The organism is Alkalicoccobacillus porphyridii (genome assembly GCF_007293315.1).
GTDB classification, from domain to species: domain Bacteria; phylum Bacillota; class Bacilli; order Bacillales; family Bacillaceae_D; genus Alkalicoccobacillus; species Alkalicoccobacillus porphyridii.
In genome coordinates this window covers 74140-90243 of the sequence record NZ_VLXZ01000002.1, presented here as the reverse complement: position 1 = coordinate 90243, position 16104 = coordinate 74140, and the positions used below count along the sequence as shown (strand labels likewise).

The following is a 16104-nucleotide window of genomic DNA, read 5'->3' as shown; positions in this document are numbered from 1 at the left end:
CAAGTGCTGAAATGGTTAAGTAGCTTATTCATTATAGCCGGCCTCGTTTGCTTGGCGGTTTTTGGCTATCAATATATGCAGACAGAACAAGCGCGAGAGCAGTCAATGGCTGAAGCACAGGAATCGATTTCTGCTGGCGGCCAGTCAGAAGAGAATGGAATGCCAATAAACGCAGATGACTTTGATCCTGAGCTTTATGCTGCTATCGGTACATTAGAGATCCCTAAGCTAGAAAAAACCTTACCCATCGTGGAAGGGACCGATCCGGATGCGCTAGATAAAGGCATCGGGCATCTGCTGAATTCGGTCTTTCCTGGGCAAGGCGAACAAATTGTGCTCTCGGGTCATCGCGACACAGTCTTTCGTAATTTTGATCAAATTGAAATTGGTGACCAATTTACGGTAACGATGCCATACGGGACCTATACCTATGAAATTCGTGAAACCGAGATTGTCCCAGAGGATGACACCTCGGTTATTCGCAGTATGGGTGAAGAAGTGCTAGTAGTTACCACCTGTTATCCGTTTCATTATGTTGGGAATGCACCAGAGCGCTTTGTCACGTATGCGTACCCTGTTGATAGCCAGTAAGCAAAGGGGTAAGCTTGCCAGAATAAAGCATTTCAAGATGATGGAGAGCACGTGTTACACCAACATATAAGAGCTTCACATGCTCTGGCTTTTGCGTATAGCTCTCGTCATCTACATCTAAGAGAAGAACAGCATCAAATTCTAGACCTTTCGATAAATACACCGGCAAAATAGAGATACCACCAGAGTAGGTTTGGTCTGCTGCTTGAATAAATGAGATAGCTGGTTCGGTATGATGTAAAAATTGATAAAGGTCCTGGCATTGATCAGTGGTGCGACCCATCACAGCCATGGACTGGTATCCTTGTTCGCGCATAGCATCAATCCAGGCAAGGATCTCAGGTCCCATCTGTTGAACAGAGCGAATGTGAACGGGTGTACCACTACGGAAAACGGGCTCAGCTAAGGTACTCTTGGTAGGGAACTGTTTTAGAATATGGTTCGCGCATTCAATAATCTCATAGGTGGAACGATAGCTTTTATTCATCTCGAAATATGCAGTCTGTGTTGGACCAAATACTTCTTTAAATGCCATCCACTCATCTATTCCCTCTACACTATGAATGCCTTGAGACAGGTCTCCAAGGATCGTAAAGGATTGACCTCGCGTTTGATTTTTTAGAACGGTTAATTGATAGGGTGAAAAATCCTGTGCCTCATCGATGACGACATGATCAAATTTCTCTTCTTTTTTTATTCCAACCCATTTTTGATGGATGTGCAGAAGAGGTGCAAGATCTACAGGTTCAACCTCATTCTTAACAGGTGGTAGGTTTTGCTGTTTAAGGATTTGCTGATAAATTTGGAGGGTGGTTCTTATCTTTATTTTTGAAAGAAACCGCTGCAATCGACGCATGGCCTCCTTGCGAAGCTCTTCCTGTTCTTTTTTATCTAAGTAAAATTGATTAACCTCTATTTCAATCCAGCGCTTCATTCGGGCTTTTAAGCGCTCCTGTTTCTCTTTCACAGAAGAGGTGCGGAAATCATTTATTAGCCAGTTTGTTATGGCTTCACTACTTAATACAGCTCCATTCCAAGCTAGAAAATCCTCCGTTTGAAAAGTCTGCACTTCAATTTGGGTAAGCTCTTTCTCCACAATCATCATAAACTCAAGCGACCCCTTGTAAGAGGTAAGTTGATCATCTGACTGATTTGGATGCTCAAACCGGCTTTTCAGCGTATTCGCCTGATTCTTCAATGAAAGGGAAGGTAGATCAAGCTGTTTAAACACCCAGCTAGTAAAGGTTGTTTGTTGAATATGACCTACGCCAAGCTCTGGAAGTACCTGAGAGATGTAATCAAGAAACATCGCGTTGGGGGCAAAAATGATCATGTGCTCTGCTTTTAACGACTCCCGGTACTCATACAGGAGATACGCGAGACGATGCAAGGCGACCGTTGTTTTACCACTTCCCGCTACTCCTTGGATAATGACAGCTTTGTTTTGTGGATGCCTGATGATTTCGTTTTGCTCTCCTTGAATGGTAGATACGATATCACGAAGGCGATGATCTTTTTGTTCTCCTAATTTATAAAGCAGAAACTCATCTCCGCCACTACTTTCCATTTCCCCTTTTTTATAGCTGTCTACCACTCGATAGAGAGCCCGATCTCGTATGACGATATTTCGTTTCAACTCAATTTCTCCATCAATAATGCCTTCTGGCGCTTCATAGTAGACATCGTCCTCACTACCAGAGAATGCATAGAATAAGCTTGACGCAGGAGCACGCCAATCAAGAATCAATGGGTCGCCGGTATCCTCATCGTAAATACCTGTTTTACCAATATATAATGGCTTTGCCTCTGTATCCTCATATGCCTGAAAATCAAGTCGTCCAAAGTATGGTTCGTGTTGGGCTTTTTTTAAAGACTCTCTCTGGCGTTCGCGACTATCCTCAAGTACTTGCTCATTAAAGTCATCCCCATGGTAACGAGGGATGGCTTCAAGCGTTTTGAGAGAGGATTGGATGTGCTTTTGTTTTTGGGTTAACACGTGCTTTTCTTCGTTATAATTTGAACTCACTGTCATTCGCCTCCTTATCTAATCCTATTTTCGTGGAATTCCAGAAAAAAATATAGACTTATATTTAAATCTTTGCTAAGCTACATACTATACAACTGCCTAAAATAATTTACATATTATGGAAAGAGATGCCGACTGAGGTGTCTCTTTTTTTTTTTGTTGTTTTTTCCTTGAAAAGTTATTTGTGGAAGCGATGGAATATAGTAAACTGATAAATAGTTAGAAAAATAAAAAAATAAGTAAGGGGGAGAAGAATGATCCAATTTCAAGATATCTCACTCAATTACCAGACCTCTCAAGGTCAAATTGTCATCTTAAAGAACGTTTCATTTACCGTACCTAGTGGTGAATGGATATCATTAATAGGCCCATCCGGATCTGGGAAAACCACAATTCTAAAGATAATAGCAGGTTTACTTAAGCCAACAGAAGGTCGTGTTTGCATTCAGGATGTGAATATGTACGAATTAAGTAAAGTGAAGAGACACGAACAGCTTCGGACTAAGGTAGCTTCAGTTTACCAGCAATTCCGACTTTTACCCCAATTCTCCGCTGTTGAAAATATCATGCTACCACTGATTCCATACCAAAAAAGAAAAGAACTCCTTCCTAGAGCCCACTCACTCATAGAGAAGGTGGGTCTTACCCAACGGCTCCACCACTTTCCAGAACAGCTTTCCGGAGGTGAACAGCAACGTGTAGCGATTGCCAGAGCACTTATGACCGAACCAGAAATATTACTTTGTGACGAACCGACTGGAAACCTAGATCATTCAAATCGAGACAATGTGCTTTCACTATTAGAAGTTCTTCACGCTGAAGGAAAAACAATTGTTTTAGCCACACACGATGAGTTAGCAGCTACTCGGAGCAATCGTATTTTAGCTCTTCAGAGCGGCGTACTTGAGGAGAGGATTATGGACTATGATCAGGTATAGTCTTAAATCTATAAAGAATAATATACGTAGCTCGATCCTGTTTATTATGGCACTCAGTGCGATTTTTATAGCGATTCCTTTAAGCTTTTCGTTGCTATTAAATGTTTATGTAACCATAGATTCAGATTTGAGGGAGCATGCTAGAGGCAGTTATGATCTGCTAATTCGTCCAACAGGAAAAGAAGCAGAGGTAGAATCAGAAATAAATATGGTTGAAGAAAACTACATCGGTTTTGGTAGTGGTGGCATTTCGTTAGAGGAATGGGAAGAAATAAAAGAACTACCCGATACAGAAATTGCAGCACCAGTGGCTTCTCTAGGTTATTTCACAGGTAGACATCGTACGATTGAGCTCGCAATGCCTGAAACAAGTAGCTATATCCATGCTACATTTTCCACTTCAGATGGTATGTATGAATACCCTTATAATGAGCACAATCCGACGGGTAGGTCCTATTATTTACTAGAACAGGGTGATTTTTTTCATGGCTTTGATGGCTTGTCTAGAGGAGAAGGGGGATACGCGGCAGGATTCCAGCCGACGTTCTCTGCACCCTATACGTATCATTTATTGATGGGTATTGATCGAGAAGAAGAGGAAAAGCTTACAGGATTTGATTTTTCTGCATTTGAAAATGAGATCTCTGAGAGTGACCAATTTATATATGGAGGAGAATCTGAGGTTGAAGGTGCTGGTGTCGAGCGGTTTATACCTGTTATTTATCTTGAGGACCCCGCTGTTCCATTGAAGATGCACGTTACATTAGACGAGCTGGATTGGTCGGAAGAGGATACAATTCAACTGAAGCAGGAGCTAGGTATTCCGCTGGAAGAACCTCTATATATATATCCCCAATATGATTCATTACTTGAGGAAATTTCTCAACGTAGGATAGGAGAGGAAAGAGAAGTCGTCTTAGATCTATCGCCTTATGTGATGCCCTTCTATTATGATCCCATCGCACTTGATTATGATGGAAATGAGGTGGAGATTCAATCCTATTCGGAGGAAATAGGGGCGTCAGCGCACTATTATACAGCGAATCGAATTAATTATGAGTTTCGTGATAATCAAGTTTCCGTGGCAATGGTTGATGAAGTGGCGGGCATTCCAATATACCGCGAACTTGAATCCCATGGAAGACGAGTTGAACAATTTGAAGCGGCAGAGTATCTACTTTCTCCTGTTGGTTCCTTTACTACGGAAGAATATCAGGAGGTGCTGGCATCAAGCCCACTGGGAATATACCAACAGTCTCCAATGACCACAACAGATGGCACGATAATTAATCAAACGATTCAACCAGGCAGCTTCGTCTCCCCTCCAGCGGAAGGATTAACGAGTATTGAGGATGCGGAATTTTTAAAGGGAGAGCACCCCATTGATGCGATCAGGGTAAAGGTGGCTGGCATTACAGACTACAATGCGGCTGCAGAGAACAAAATTAATGATATGGCAGTGGCAATCTCAGAGCTTGGTGACTTCCAAATTGATGTGGTGGCAGGAGCTTCACCCACACCGTTGACCATTGAGGTTGAAGGGATAGGATCTGTATCTCAGCCTTGGACAGGACTTGGTGCGGCAGCTGATATTGTTGATGGATGGACAACTGCTAATATAATCATAGCGGTCGTGTTTTTGTTAGCAAGTATCACATATATTATGAATCGATTTTTATTTCGCCGGCGTTTAAAACAAAGCGAACGGAATCTTTTAATTGATTTAGGTTGGACTGATCGTCATGTTAAGCAATATTATTTACTAGAAGGTAGCTTATTAACTGTATTTTCCTTCTTATCAGCAGGGATATTACTTAGTCTTTTTATAATGCTTGGTATCATAGGCTGGGATGTGTTTCTATTTTTAGCTTTGGTTGTGGTTTTTACATTGGTGTTTATTTCTGTTCATTCATTACAATCACAACGCCCCATAGCTCCAATGAAAAACTCCCCAAAAGGACAAGCTGTGTGGGTACGTAATATATATTATTATAAAAGGTTATTAATGGTAGCGTGTTTACAGTTGATAATGGTAGCGATTGTTGCTGTATTTGTTACTTCAACCATAACCGCAACTGTAAACCTCACAAATGCAAGCAACCTAGGGAGTTTCATCACAAATTCAATTTTAATTTCATTAACCTCTATTGTTTTAGCTTCTTTTCTTCTTGCTGTTATTACCGTTAACGAAAGTGTTTCATCTTTTCTGCTTGTGAGAAAGCAGGAGTTGCAAATCCTTCGGGACGTCGGTTGGAAACATTCTGATGTTTATCGCCTGTGCATGAAGGAATCAATGATCTGGACATCTTCTGCTATTCTATTAGGTGTAAGTATTAGCTTATATGCTGTCATAAAGATTCACGGGTCGGTGGAACATGCTCTCACAACAGCTATTGCAACATTTGCTGTACTACTTATCATCATCGTTTTAACGGTACACAGGATGGTTCGTCTACAAATTCATTCACTTGAATAGAAAGGAAGGTCGATGAGGGCATTTGTATACTCATCGACTTTTTTGTGTATGTGAGAATAGTCAATGTATCTCTGCAAATGCTATAGGAAAGAAAAGGGAGTGAGACTCTTGAAGAAATTTAGCTTTATCATACTTACTCTAACCATCCTTATGTGGATAGGTTTTGTTACTACTACGCAAGCCCTCACCTTCGATCAATTACCCCAGGTTAAGCAATCTGATCATTGGATTGTTTCAATAAAGGAAGCAAAAAATGATCCACGCCTGGAGAAGCCAAATCCACGAAAATTTGATACGTATGAGTTAGAGATTCAAAACAAAAGTGGTCAGCTAGGGCGAGTCATGGCTCGAGTTTACCGGGACGAACCAGATTCAACTGTACGTTATGGATTAGCTATTCTTGAGGCAGAAAAAACTGCCCACCTATCAGAGCTGGATGGAACAGCCATACACCCCGCCATCTCCGTCTCTAAAGCTGCCAAGAAAATTGAAGTCGATGTTCTTTGGACAACAGGAGAAGAAGGAGACCGCCCGTATAAAGAAACGTTCATTTTTTCTCAGGAGTAAGCAGCTCATGGTACACTGTTAAAAAAAGAAAGTGGTGCTTTTTGATGGACGTCCTTCTGTCATTAAAGGAAATATCCAAGACGCTAAATGAGGGAAGAAATGTACCAGCCATGCTACAGACCGCCCTCTCCAAGCTATTAGCTATCACTGACTTGACGAGTGGATGGATTTTTTTAATAGATAAAAACGGTAGACATTCGCTTGCTGCAAACCATAATGTTCCGCCTGCCCTTGCAAGAGAGGGGTGCTCTCCATTAAAAGATGGCGGCTGTTGGTGTAAAAACAAGTTTATGAAAAAAGAGCTTAACCAAGCAGTAAATGTGATTGAATGCCAACGGATTGAGAAGGCGATTGAACAAAATTGGGGAGATACCTTGCAGATAACTCACCATGCAACGATTCCTATTCTGGCAGGAGAGCAACCGATTGGCATACTAAATGTAGCTAAACCAGGTAAGTTACATTTTGATTCACAGGAATTAAATCTGCTAGAAACGATTGGTTACCAAATTGGAACAGCCATTAATCGAGTTCAATTATATGAACAGGAACACAATCGGGTACAGGAACTAAATCAGTTAAGCGTGTTTTTGCAAGAGTTACATACATTAACAACGGACGCCTCGGACGACCAGCTTGTAGAAGAGATAAAGAAGAGCTTTTCATTTAAAGATGTATCTCTTCAATATTTAGATAGCCACATTCCTATGTTAACCTTTGGTAATCGAAATGAGTGCAGTTCTGAGTTGCATACTCAATTAACAAGCCATATTTATTTGTTTAAAGAACGACAGCGATTACTGAGGCTAGCGGATGAATTAACCCGTGGGGAGGAACGCCAGCAGCTTGCCAGAGATTTGCATGACTCCGTGAATCAGCTCCTCTTTACATTACAATTAAGGTTAAAGGGACTTTCCTTCCGAGTGGACCAGATAGAAGTCAAAAAGGAGCTCACAAATCTTGGAGTGGTTGTTCAAGAAGCGTTAAAGGAGCTTAAAACCATTATTCAGTGCCGGAGAGCTATAGATGATGTCCCGTCATTATCTGAATCTATTAAGCAGTATGCTAATTTAATTGGGCTACGAGTCAAGCTTGTTGAGGGTCATCAGGTGATCTTCACTAAAGAGGAGCAGGAACATCTTTATCGCCTTATTCAAGAGGCGATGAACAATACAAAAAAACATGCCCATAGAGATGAAATTAGTATAACGATCCAACATAATAAAATTGCAAAAGTAATATTGATTGAAGACACAGGAGTTGGTTTCGATCTCGATAAGAATGCAAGGCTAGCCACTCTAGGTATTACAAGCATACGTGCACGGGCTGGTAAGCTTGGGGGTCATGCTAGGCTTACTAGCTCGACTGGTGACGGGACAAAATGGGAAGTAACCATCCCAATTTTGAAGGAGGGGGTATGATGAAGCTACTCATTGTAGATGATCATCATGTTGTTCGGAAGGGGCTGGTCTATTTTCTTGAGGCCGCTTCAATTGTGAAGGATATCATTGAAGCAGGCACCGGAGAAGAAGCTGTGCAGCTTTACCAAAAGCATAAACCGGATGTTGTTTTAATGGATATTGATATGCCGATAATGGATGGCATTCAAGCAACAGAAATGATTGTGAACGAGTTTCCAGAAGCTCGAATTTTAATTCTTACAAGCTTTTCTGATCAAGATTATGTCATCCCAGCATTAAGAGCAGGTGCATGTGGGTATCAATTAAAGGACGTTGAACCGGAGACACTCGTTGAGACCATAAAAGCGGCTCAGAACGGAGAGAGTGCGCTCCATCCGCAAGTGATGAAGCATGTGTTAACTCATGTCGCTAAACCGGAAGATACGTCTAAACAAAGACTTGCCCATCTTACGGAACGAGAGAAAGAAGTACTACAGGAAATTAGCACAGGAAAAAGTAACAAAGAGATCGCCGTGGAGCTTGTCATCTCAGAAAAAACAGTTAAAACACACGTCTCCAATCTCTTATCAAAGCTTGAATTACAGGACAGAACTCAAGCTGCACTATTTGCCATTCAAGCAGGTGTTGCAAAACCAATTAATATATAAATAAGCAGGGGAAATAGCCAGAGGAATGGGCTGTTTCTCCTGTTTTTATTTTGACTCCTTGTATTAAGTGGAATCGAAGGTCCATCAACTACATCAAAAGGCTGAGATAAGATACACCACTAGAACCTTCTGCCAAATATCAGCTGAGTGCTAAAGTGAAGCTAAGCTTACTACTCAGGGGGATTAGAAGAGATGAAACGAATAAAACGACACAGAAAATATAGAGACATACCAATGAACAAAGGTAGGCAGGATACGCGTCTTAGACTTTTGATTACCGCCAACCTACTTGCATCCACAGGCATGGGCGTCTTGAGTATAGGTGTTGCTTGGCTGATGGTGGATCGTGACCAAGGAGAGAAGCTGCTTGGCATTGCAATGGCAGCAACAACGTTTATGCTCTTCTTTTTAGCTCCAGTGATCGGCAACCTGATAGACAGGGTGTCACGTAAAAAAATTCTTCAGTTTAATCAGTGGCTGGTATTGACAGTGGTTGCACCCATGGCCGTTTGGGGATTGCTTCAGGGGGGTTATGAGACGTGGCAGCTGGTCGTTCTCTATGTCACATCCGTTTTGTATTATGGGGTTTATTTTCCAAATAACCTGGCGTTGGTTCAAGAGATTTTTGATCGAAAGCAACATAATAAACTCAATGGCATTTTAGAAATACAGTCTCAAACAGCAAGTGTGATCGCTGGGGGTGTATCAGGTATGTTATTTCATATCATTGATCCCGCGATTATTTTTCTCTTTGTGGCAATATGTAGTATTCTCAGTCTCTTTTTTATTCGGAAGATACCGTATCAAAGTCGAAATCAGCGACAATCGAACCCTTCTCATTCCCCCTCTGATAAAACTGCAGGGCTCTCATTTATCAAACGAAATGTTCAACTTTCATTATGTGTCTTTGCATTAACAATTCCATTTCTAACATTAATGGTGGGTAATTATCTTCGGCCGGTTTATATCCAATCGACATTAAGTGCAGATGCATCTATTTATGGTTTTTCAAATATGACCTATTCCATTGGAGCTGTGGCTGCGGGTGTGTTAATCCCTTTTCTATATTCGCGTTACGGAATTTGGAGAGCAGTATGGGTCTCCATGTTCGTCTATGTTGCATCGTTGTTTGTAGTAGCCACTGTTCCTGTTGTCTCGGTCTTTATAGCTGTGCAAATTTTGCAAGGATTGGGCAACGCCGGAAGCCGAATTTGTAAGCAGAACCTGATGATGGCCAAGATTCCGAATGCTTACATTGGCAGGGTGAACAGTGTGTTTGAAGCGGTTGGATTTGCGATTAGACTGTGTCTGTTGCTGCTATTCACGTATTTACTTGGATGGATACAAGTGCAAACGGCTTTTCTAGCTACAGCCATTCTATCAGGTGTTGGTTTGCTCATCATCTTAACGTGGCGGAAAAGTGTGTTCCGCGATCATCAGTCCGATGTCGATTCATTCCTGTTAACCCCTAAGTCTTCGTAAGGAGGGATTGCTATGAATGTAAAAGAGCTTGCAAAAGAGAAGCATCGTGAATATATTCAACAGGCAAAAAATGAACGATTGGCTAATCTCGCTAAAAGACCTTTTTTATGGAGGCAATGGTTAAATGGACTTTTTGAGAAAACTCTTGGCCGTTAGGTAGCCAGTACCAGCACCCATAATATTCAAGAGGACATCGTCAATATCAATGGAACGGGAGGATATGCCAGCTACATGCAATACGAATTGCCCCGTTTCAATAACAATAGAAAGGAAAAGACCAACGATTAAGGCTTTCCATAACCGTGGTTTCCTATTAAACAGCAGAGTGAAAAATCCAACTGGCATCGTCAACATAATATTGCCCAGGACGTTTACAAAGGCAACCCCTGCGTATCCATGATGTAGCGCATGCCAATAAAGAGAAATGGTATGAAGCGGAATGATATTGTACTGTAGCTGGTTTGAATGAGGATTCTTATAAATCCATACGACATAAAATAAGGCAACCAAATAGAAAATGAAGAAAAGGTATCGACGTATTGCATATGAATGAACAAAAATCATTAGTCCCACCACATCCTATACAAGCCTTTTTATATACCTATTAACTAGCTAGACGTTGAATACCTATTGCTGGTCAAGATCTTATTATTGTGTAAATAGTCATTTCGCCTAATTTAAAACAAGTGGACAAAATAGGAGTGCCGACACCTTCGGGAAGAACAGGGGGCCACTGAAAAAGACGTTTAAACTGAAATCTCATTTGCACTGCTAAAGGAATTTTCATGGGTACGGCCTTAACTTTGAAGTGGTAGGGCGCCACTTCAATGTCGGTCTGCCACGTCGGTGGAGCTTCGTCTTCTCCTTCCGCGTATGTTTCCAATCAGAAATTGATCAACATGCCTAAGTAGACTTGACTGGGCTTACTGGCTTCCGCGCACGCACTCCGCTTTTTCGCGCATCACATGATACTTTTCGCGCATTTTCGTTTTTTTCGCGCACTGGCTTGATATTTCCGCGCATGACCCGATGTTTTTCGCGCATTTTACTTTTTTTCGCGCCTCCCCTATCTATGGTGGTGGTGGATTAGGCTGTGCTTACCGACTTACGCACTCGAGTGTAGATAGTCTTCCGATGTACTTTCTGCACTTTGCGAAGTTTTCGGCTTACTTCCGATGTATCTAGCTCTCCTTCCCGATCTCCTTATGACAAGAGGGGCCTTCTTCATTTCTCACGTCATTAAACAAGCATTTATATTTACGGTAAACCGTCTTTTTTAGTGACCTCAATAAAAAGGTTCATTGAGATAAGATGGCAAAGCCAGATTAGCTTAGTTACTTCCGTGGTAAGCGTGCCCCTATTTTGGGAGCACAGCCGAAGAATCGAATCATGAGCCTTCTATTTACCGATAAACTTTGACATAGTCCCCATTTCACCTGTTTAATCAAACATTTGTTTAAACAGAGGAACTCCACTGAGCTTTGGCGAAGTTAGTTTGGGTAGAGCGATAAACTAAGGAATGGAGATGGTAGGATGAACAAGTTCGATCAGTTAACTAATCAGTTTACCTATGCCGAGAGAGAAGCTCATGAAGACTGGCTTCACCTCATATTAGCCAACACTCAGATTGAAGGGAAAAGAGTAGCGGATATTGGGTGCGGTGGAGGAATCTATACAAGGGTACTTGCCCAACAGCAGCCAGCATCACTTTTTGGAATTGATGGGTCAAAACGAATGCTTGAAGCGGCAAGGTCAAAAAGCTCAGATTCAAGCGTTCAGTTTATTCATCAAGATTGCGAACAGTTATCTGAGATCCCTGATAATAGTCTTGATGTGATTCTTGAACGGGCACTCATTCATCATTTAAAACAGCTACAGCTTAATTTTTCTGAGGTGTCTCGCGTATTAGCTGAACGGGAGTCTGTTTTTATTGTTCAGGATCGTACACCTGATGATTGTTTGCTGGCCGGTTCTCCTACGCATATCAGAGGGTATTTTTTTGAATGCTTTCCGTTTCTCGCCAAAACTGAAAAAGATCGCAGGTATTCGGATGAAGCTGTACGAGATGCCTTAGCGGAGGCGGGATTCACTCGGGTAAACATGCAGCCATTTTGGGAAACGCGAGCAACCTACACATCTGTACAAGAACTGAAAGAGGATCTGCAATCGAGAAGAGGAAGAACCATTCTACACGAATTAACAGATTCGCAATTAGAAGAGCTGATTGATTATATTGAGGAGCGGATTCCTCAGCAAGAGAAAATCATTGAAAAGGATCGCTGGAGTGTGTGGTTTGCTTATAAAGAGTAAGGAGGGAGAAATATGAGCGAGAAAAAAGTGGTCATCGGAGCTGGTGGCTATAACAATAATCCAGGCTGGATTCATACGGAACAGTCTGAGCTAGACCTTTTAGTTGCATCAAGTTGGAGCGCTAACTTTGAACAGGAATCTCTATCCGCGATCTTAGCAGAGCACGTGTGGGAACATCTGACCTATGAAGAAGGCGGAAAGGCAGCAGAGCTTGCCTATCAATACTTAAAGCCAGGTGGGCATTTTCGAGTAGCTGTACCTGATGGATTGTTTCAAAACGATGAGTACCAATATAACATTCAGGTCGGAGGGCCGGGGCCAGCGGATCACCCAGCATTTGATCATAAAATCGTTTATACATATAGTAGCTTGCGTCAATTATTTGAGGAAGCTGAATTTGCTGTGCAGCTGCTAGAATATCACGATGAGAATGGAGTATTTCATTGTGTGGATTGGCGTGAAGAGGATGGGGTTATCTTTCGCTCTAATAGAGTTGATCCACGTAATCAAGGAGAAGTTCCCTTATTTCCATCCTTAATCATTGACGCCATTAAAAAGTAGAGGAGAAGATCTATGTGGAAAAAAGAGATTGTCGAGACAGCTAATGGAGAGTTTGAGCTTTTTATAAATGGAAGCGGACCACCTTTATGTGTGACTCATCTATATTCTGAATTTAATGAGCGTGGCAATTACTTTGCAGATGCTTTTATCCCTCATTTTACTGTGTATCTAATTAATTTGCGTGGGGCGGGAGGTTCAGTGGCAGTAGCTAACCATCATGAGTATAGTATGAGTCAAAGCGTTCAAGACTTAGAGGCAATTAGGCAGGCGTTAAAGCTTGATACATGGAGCTTTGCCGGTCATTCAACTGGAGCCATGATTGGACTTACCTATGCTGTGGAGGCACCGAACAATCTTGAGAAATTAGTCATAAGCGCGGGGGCAGCTAGCTATGAGTATATGCAGCATCCAGATTGTATCTACAGTAAGAAGAATGCTCGTAACGCTCGATTGCTAGAGCTTCTAAGTATTATCAAGTCAGCTGATTCTTCTTTGGATGAACGAAGAGCAGCTGATAGGGAATGGATGGAAATGTCACTTTATCGTCCTGAGAATTATGATGCGTATTTTTCTAAGTCAAGCAGCGGCAAGGTCGTTCCCGCTAGGCTTGATTACTTCTCTTATGAGGAATTACCTAGCTTTAATCTTTTTAATCAATTACCAGAAGTAGAGAAGCCCATTCTCATCTGCTGCGGGAAGCATGACACACAGTGTCCCGTGGATTGTTCCATTCATATTCATCAGGCACTGCCTAAATCAGAATTAATCATTTTTAAAGAAAGCAATCACTCCCCTTTTTTAGAGGAACCAGCAGCTTTTAGTAAAATGACAGAACGGTTTAAATTTCTAGACAGTTCTCATACATGATGTGGATTTTCATCAAGAAGGATGGAAGGTTGCAAGGAGGATTTACAAAGTTAAATAATCCTTTTTCAAGAGGATGCCATACTTACACTAACGGGCAGAATAATATGATGAACAATTGCCCGCCAATTTAAAATATTTACAATGAGAAGAGAAAGGGTTAATCTGAAATGACTGATACTTGTTCTCTAAAAGAAATTTTACTTAATTTAGAAGAGAAATTATTGAAACCGGAGATTAGGGCATCAAAAGATGAGCTTACTCAATTACTTTCAAAAGATTTTTTTGAGATTGGAAGTTCTGGAAATGTATTGTATAAAAATGAAAATATTATTAAAGTTAATCTTGGTGTGGTAAGTATGAAATTAAGTGATTTTGAAATTCATCCATTGTCTGAACAAATAGTTTTAACGACTTACACAGTATATAATAATGTAAATAAACAATATTCCTTACGTAGTTCCATATGGAAACTAACTGATGGAATTTGGAAAATGCAGTTTCATCAAGGCACACTCACATCCGAATAAATAAAACTTATTAAACTAAATGGAGCTCTACTGACAGTAGCTAAATTTAAAATCAGTTTCTAAACGTTGTAAAGGAACTGATTTTTTTGCTTTATTTTCTTTAACGTAGTAAATCCGCAGTTTCCTGATGTTACCCCTTGTACATACATTTTAGGGTATTTCTAATTTGAATTAGTAGCACGACTAGTTTAGTAATTAGTAAAAAAAGAGACGGGCAACAATATGCTCGTCTCTTCTGATTTATACTTTTTCATTCGTTATGCTCTTTTTGATGAACGAAGAATTAAGCTTACAATTAGGACAAGAATAATGGCTCCTATTAAAGCAGGAAGCAATGCAAATCCACCAAGTGACGGCCCCCAGCTTCCCAAAAGCCACGTACCAAGGTTAGCTCCGATAAAGCCGGCGATAATATTACCGATAATTCCAAAAGGAACCCCTTTACCCGTAATAGCTCCTGCTGCCCAGCCAATAAGCCCGCCAATGATTAAACTCCAAATTAAACCCATTTGATTAACAACTCCTTCTCAATAAAAGTGATTACTTCTTCTAAGCATTTACTTATTAAGAGAGAAATATGTCTAATCTACGGCATTTTCCCAAATGTCATTAGTCCTATCTTTATAAGTTTGCCTTTTTAGTTAGGACTAGTTTATACCTATGCCTTCTCCTGGCTAAGTGGTCAATGTCTTAGTTTAAATACTCGTTTTTTCCCAAGTTTTGGTTGGTTGAAGCCGGGTACGTTATCTATGCAAGACCAAAAAACCATAATAGGAGGAGAAACAATGAAGAAATCCAGATCAAAGATAATCAGCACTGTGGCAGGAGCAACGATTCTTGGGATGACGATTGCGATCCCGAATTATGGAATGGTTGGAAATACGGCAAAGGCAGAGGCACCTGAACAAATTGAAATGACTGATGAAGAAAAAGGACAAGCCTTAGCACAAGAAGCGCAAGCTCAATCACCCAATGTAGATATTACCATTGATCCAGTGGCAATTTACGACAGTATCTCTGACGCAATAACCTCAGCTGATAATCGCGAAGGGTTTGTAAAAGCAGCGAGAGAAACAGTGAAATTCCACACAGACTATAGCTTAAATGTCATGGTACTCAATCTAAGTAATGACTACGATGATTCGAGTTATAGTGGTGTACATTACTTTGATACTTTCACCTATGACGGTGTAATATATGGGGTATGGGCATTTGAGGAAGGAACATTTGTGAATAATGGAGATGGCGGATATATTAACTGGGCCTTCTATGGCTGGTTTGACCGTGATGGCGGTACGGTAGAATTTTATCTGCCATAACGTATATAGAGCTTAGGAGACACCTGTTTCAATCTAACGAAGACCCAAACGATGATGTGGATCGAACACATCATCGTTTGGTTTTTTTTGTTTAGAACAGGAGAGATGACGGCTCCGCTTTCCATGGCACGGCCTCAGGCATTATTAATGTGGAAAAGCGTCATCTAGAACTAAGCTCGTATGCAACGCTACAGGAGAACCCTTCGCTTTCCGCGGGAACGGCCTCAGCCCTCGAAGTAGAAAACCACCACTTCGATGTCTTCAGACGCGTTCTGTTCCGCAGGAGTCTACGGGTTCTCCTTCCGCTCATGTTCCCGATTAGACAAATGACCAATATCCTTATCTAAGGAGATGAGGACTGTTTTTGGTGAT

16 protein-coding genes are annotated in these 16104 nt (G+C 41.2%); 13 read left to right on the top strand and 3 right to left on the bottom strand.

Annotated features, from left to right (window positions below; translation table 11 throughout):
- The first annotated feature begins 6 nt into the window (after nucleotides 1-6).
- Entirely contained in the window at nucleotides 7-591 is a 585-nt protein-coding gene (gene srtD, locus FN960_RS03770) for a class D sortase, LPxTATN-specific (protein ID WP_143847654.1), read from the top strand.
- On the opposite strand, the gene FN960_RS03765 is transcribed toward srtD, so the two are convergent.
- Nucleotides 560-2617: a HelD family protein gene (locus FN960_RS03765; RefSeq protein ID WP_185970902.1), complete on the bottom strand. Its 2058-nt coding sequence runs from the start codon at nucleotides 2615-2617 to the stop codon at nucleotides 560-562. The two genes, srtD and FN960_RS03765, sit on opposite strands and share 32 nt — an antisense overlap.
- A gap of 254 nt (nucleotides 2618-2871) precedes the next feature.
- Between FN960_RS03765 and FN960_RS03760 the strand changes: the two genes are divergently transcribed.
- The 7 genes from FN960_RS03760 to FN960_RS22705 all read left to right on the top strand — a co-directional run bounded on the left by FN960_RS03760 (nucleotide 2872) and on the right by FN960_RS22705 (nucleotide 10304).
- Nucleotides 2872-3555, top strand: coding sequence for an ABC transporter ATP-binding protein (locus FN960_RS03760; protein WP_143847088.1), 684 nt, complete (start codon nucleotides 2872-2874; stop codon nucleotides 3553-3555).
- Nucleotides 3542-6031, top strand: coding sequence for an ABC transporter permease (locus FN960_RS03755; protein ID WP_143847086.1), 2490 nt, complete (start codon nucleotides 3542-3544; stop codon nucleotides 6029-6031). The genes FN960_RS03760 and FN960_RS03755 overlap by 14 nt, the downstream gene beginning before the upstream one ends.
- 108 nt (nucleotides 6032-6139) lie before the next feature.
- Nucleotides 6140-6598, top strand: coding sequence for a YozF family protein (locus tag FN960_RS03750; RefSeq protein ID WP_143847084.1), 459 nt, complete (start codon nucleotides 6140-6142; stop codon nucleotides 6596-6598).
- A 44-nt stretch (nucleotides 6599-6642) separates the two neighbouring features.
- Entirely contained in the window at nucleotides 6643-8019 is a 1377-nt protein-coding gene (locus FN960_RS03745) for a GAF domain-containing sensor histidine kinase (RefSeq protein WP_143847082.1), read from the top strand.
- Nucleotides 8019-8666 carry a response regulator gene (locus FN960_RS03740; protein ID WP_143847652.1) on the top strand — a complete coding sequence of 216 codons (648 nt, stop codon included), beginning with the start codon at nucleotides 8019-8021 and terminating at the stop codon, nucleotides 8664-8666. The genes FN960_RS03745 and FN960_RS03740 overlap by 1 nt, the downstream gene beginning before the upstream one ends.
- A 192-nt stretch (nucleotides 8667-8858) precedes the next feature.
- On the top strand, nucleotides 8859-10148 hold the full coding sequence (locus FN960_RS03735; RefSeq protein ID WP_143847081.1) for an MFS transporter: 1290 nt from the start codon (nucleotides 8859-8861) through the stop codon (nucleotides 10146-10148).
- A gap of 12 nt (nucleotides 10149-10160) precedes the next feature.
- The gene (locus tag FN960_RS22705; protein ID WP_185970901.1) at nucleotides 10161-10304 is read left to right on the top strand and encodes a hypothetical protein; all 144 of its coding nucleotides are present in this window, start codon (nucleotides 10161-10163) and stop codon (nucleotides 10302-10304) included.
- Here the strand turns inward: FN960_RS22705 and FN960_RS03730 are convergent.
- Complete coding sequence (locus FN960_RS03730; RefSeq protein ID WP_143847079.1) at nucleotides 10269-10712, bottom strand: VanZ family protein; 444 nt, start codon at nucleotides 10710-10712, stop codon at nucleotides 10269-10271. The genes FN960_RS22705 and FN960_RS03730 overlap by 36 nt on opposite strands.
- Nucleotides 10713-11681: 969 nt before the next feature.
- Here FN960_RS03730 and FN960_RS03725 point away from each other — a divergent pair.
- The 4 genes from FN960_RS03725 (at nucleotide 11682) to FN960_RS03710 (ending at nucleotide 14413) form a co-directional block, all read left to right on the top strand.
- The gene (locus tag FN960_RS03725) at nucleotides 11682-12458 is read left to right on the top strand and encodes a class I SAM-dependent methyltransferase (RefSeq protein ID WP_143847078.1); all 777 of its coding nucleotides are present in this window, start codon (nucleotides 11682-11684) and stop codon (nucleotides 12456-12458) included.
- A 12-nt stretch (nucleotides 12459-12470) separates the two neighbouring features.
- Entirely contained in the window at nucleotides 12471-13019 is a 549-nt protein-coding gene (locus tag FN960_RS03720) for a class I SAM-dependent methyltransferase (RefSeq protein WP_143847076.1), read from the top strand.
- Nucleotides 13020-13031: 12 nt separating this feature from the next.
- A complete protein-coding gene (locus FN960_RS03715; protein ID WP_143847074.1) occupies nucleotides 13032-13886 on the top strand; it encodes an alpha/beta fold hydrolase in 855 nt (284 codons plus the stop codon).
- A gap of 167 nt (nucleotides 13887-14053) precedes the next feature.
- Nucleotides 14054-14413, top strand: coding sequence for a nuclear transport factor 2 family protein (locus FN960_RS03710; RefSeq protein ID WP_143847072.1), 360 nt, complete (start codon nucleotides 14054-14056; stop codon nucleotides 14411-14413).
- Between the two features lie 257 nt (nucleotides 14414-14670).
- Here the strand turns inward: FN960_RS03710 and FN960_RS03705 are convergent, their stop codons facing one another.
- Nucleotides 14671-14922, bottom strand: coding sequence for a GlsB/YeaQ/YmgE family stress response membrane protein (locus tag FN960_RS03705; protein WP_143847070.1), 252 nt, complete (start codon nucleotides 14920-14922; stop codon nucleotides 14671-14673).
- A gap of 276 nt (nucleotides 14923-15198) precedes the next feature.
- Here FN960_RS03705 and FN960_RS03700 point away from each other — a divergent pair, with 276 nt between their 5' ends.
- The gene (locus FN960_RS03700) at nucleotides 15199-15732 is read left to right on the top strand and encodes a stress protein (RefSeq protein WP_143847069.1); all 534 of its coding nucleotides are present in this window, start codon (nucleotides 15199-15201) and stop codon (nucleotides 15730-15732) included.
- Nucleotides 15733-16104: the final 372 nt, after the last annotated feature.

What these genes read in the sequence shown, in the direction of transcription:
- FN960_RS03760 (WP_143847088.1), top strand. Translation starts at nt 2,872, where the DNA reads ATGATCCAATTTCAAGATATCTCACTCAATTACCAGACCTCTCAAGGT.
- FN960_RS03755 (WP_143847086.1), top strand. Translation starts at nt 3,542, where the DNA reads ATGATCAGGTATAGTCTTAAATCTATAAAGAATAATATACGTAGCTCG.
- FN960_RS03745 (WP_143847082.1), top strand. Translation starts at nt 6,643, where the DNA reads ATGGACGTCCTTCTGTCATTAAAGGAAATATCCAAGACGCTAAATGAG.
- FN960_RS03740 (WP_143847652.1), top strand. Translation starts at nt 8,019, where the DNA reads ATGAAGCTACTCATTGTAGATGATCATCATGTTGTTCGGAAGGGGCTG.
- FN960_RS03735 (WP_143847081.1), top strand. Translation starts at nt 8,859, where the DNA reads ATGAAACGAATAAAACGACACAGAAAATATAGAGACATACCAATGAAC.
- FN960_RS22705 (WP_185970901.1), top strand. Translation starts at nt 10,161, where the DNA reads ATGAATGTAAAAGAGCTTGCAAAAGAGAAGCATCGTGAATATATTCAA.
- FN960_RS03730 (WP_143847079.1), bottom strand. Translation starts at nt 10,712, where the DNA reads ATGATTTTTGTTCATTCATATGCAATACGTCGATACCTTTTCTTCATT.
- FN960_RS03725 (WP_143847078.1), top strand. Translation starts at nt 11,682, where the DNA reads ATGAACAAGTTCGATCAGTTAACTAATCAGTTTACCTATGCCGAGAGA.
- FN960_RS03720 (WP_143847076.1), top strand. Translation starts at nt 12,471, where the DNA reads ATGAGCGAGAAAAAAGTGGTCATCGGAGCTGGTGGCTATAACAATAAT.
- FN960_RS03715 (WP_143847074.1), top strand. Translation starts at nt 13,032, where the DNA reads ATGTGGAAAAAAGAGATTGTCGAGACAGCTAATGGAGAGTTTGAGCTT.
- FN960_RS03710 (WP_143847072.1), top strand. Translation starts at nt 14,054, where the DNA reads ATGACTGATACTTGTTCTCTAAAAGAAATTTTACTTAATTTAGAAGAG.
- FN960_RS03705 (WP_143847070.1), bottom strand. Translation starts at nt 14,922, where the DNA reads ATGGGTTTAATTTGGAGTTTAATCATTGGCGGGCTTATTGGCTGGGCA.
- FN960_RS03700 (WP_143847069.1), top strand. Translation starts at nt 15,199, where the DNA reads ATGAAGAAATCCAGATCAAAGATAATCAGCACTGTGGCAGGAGCAACG.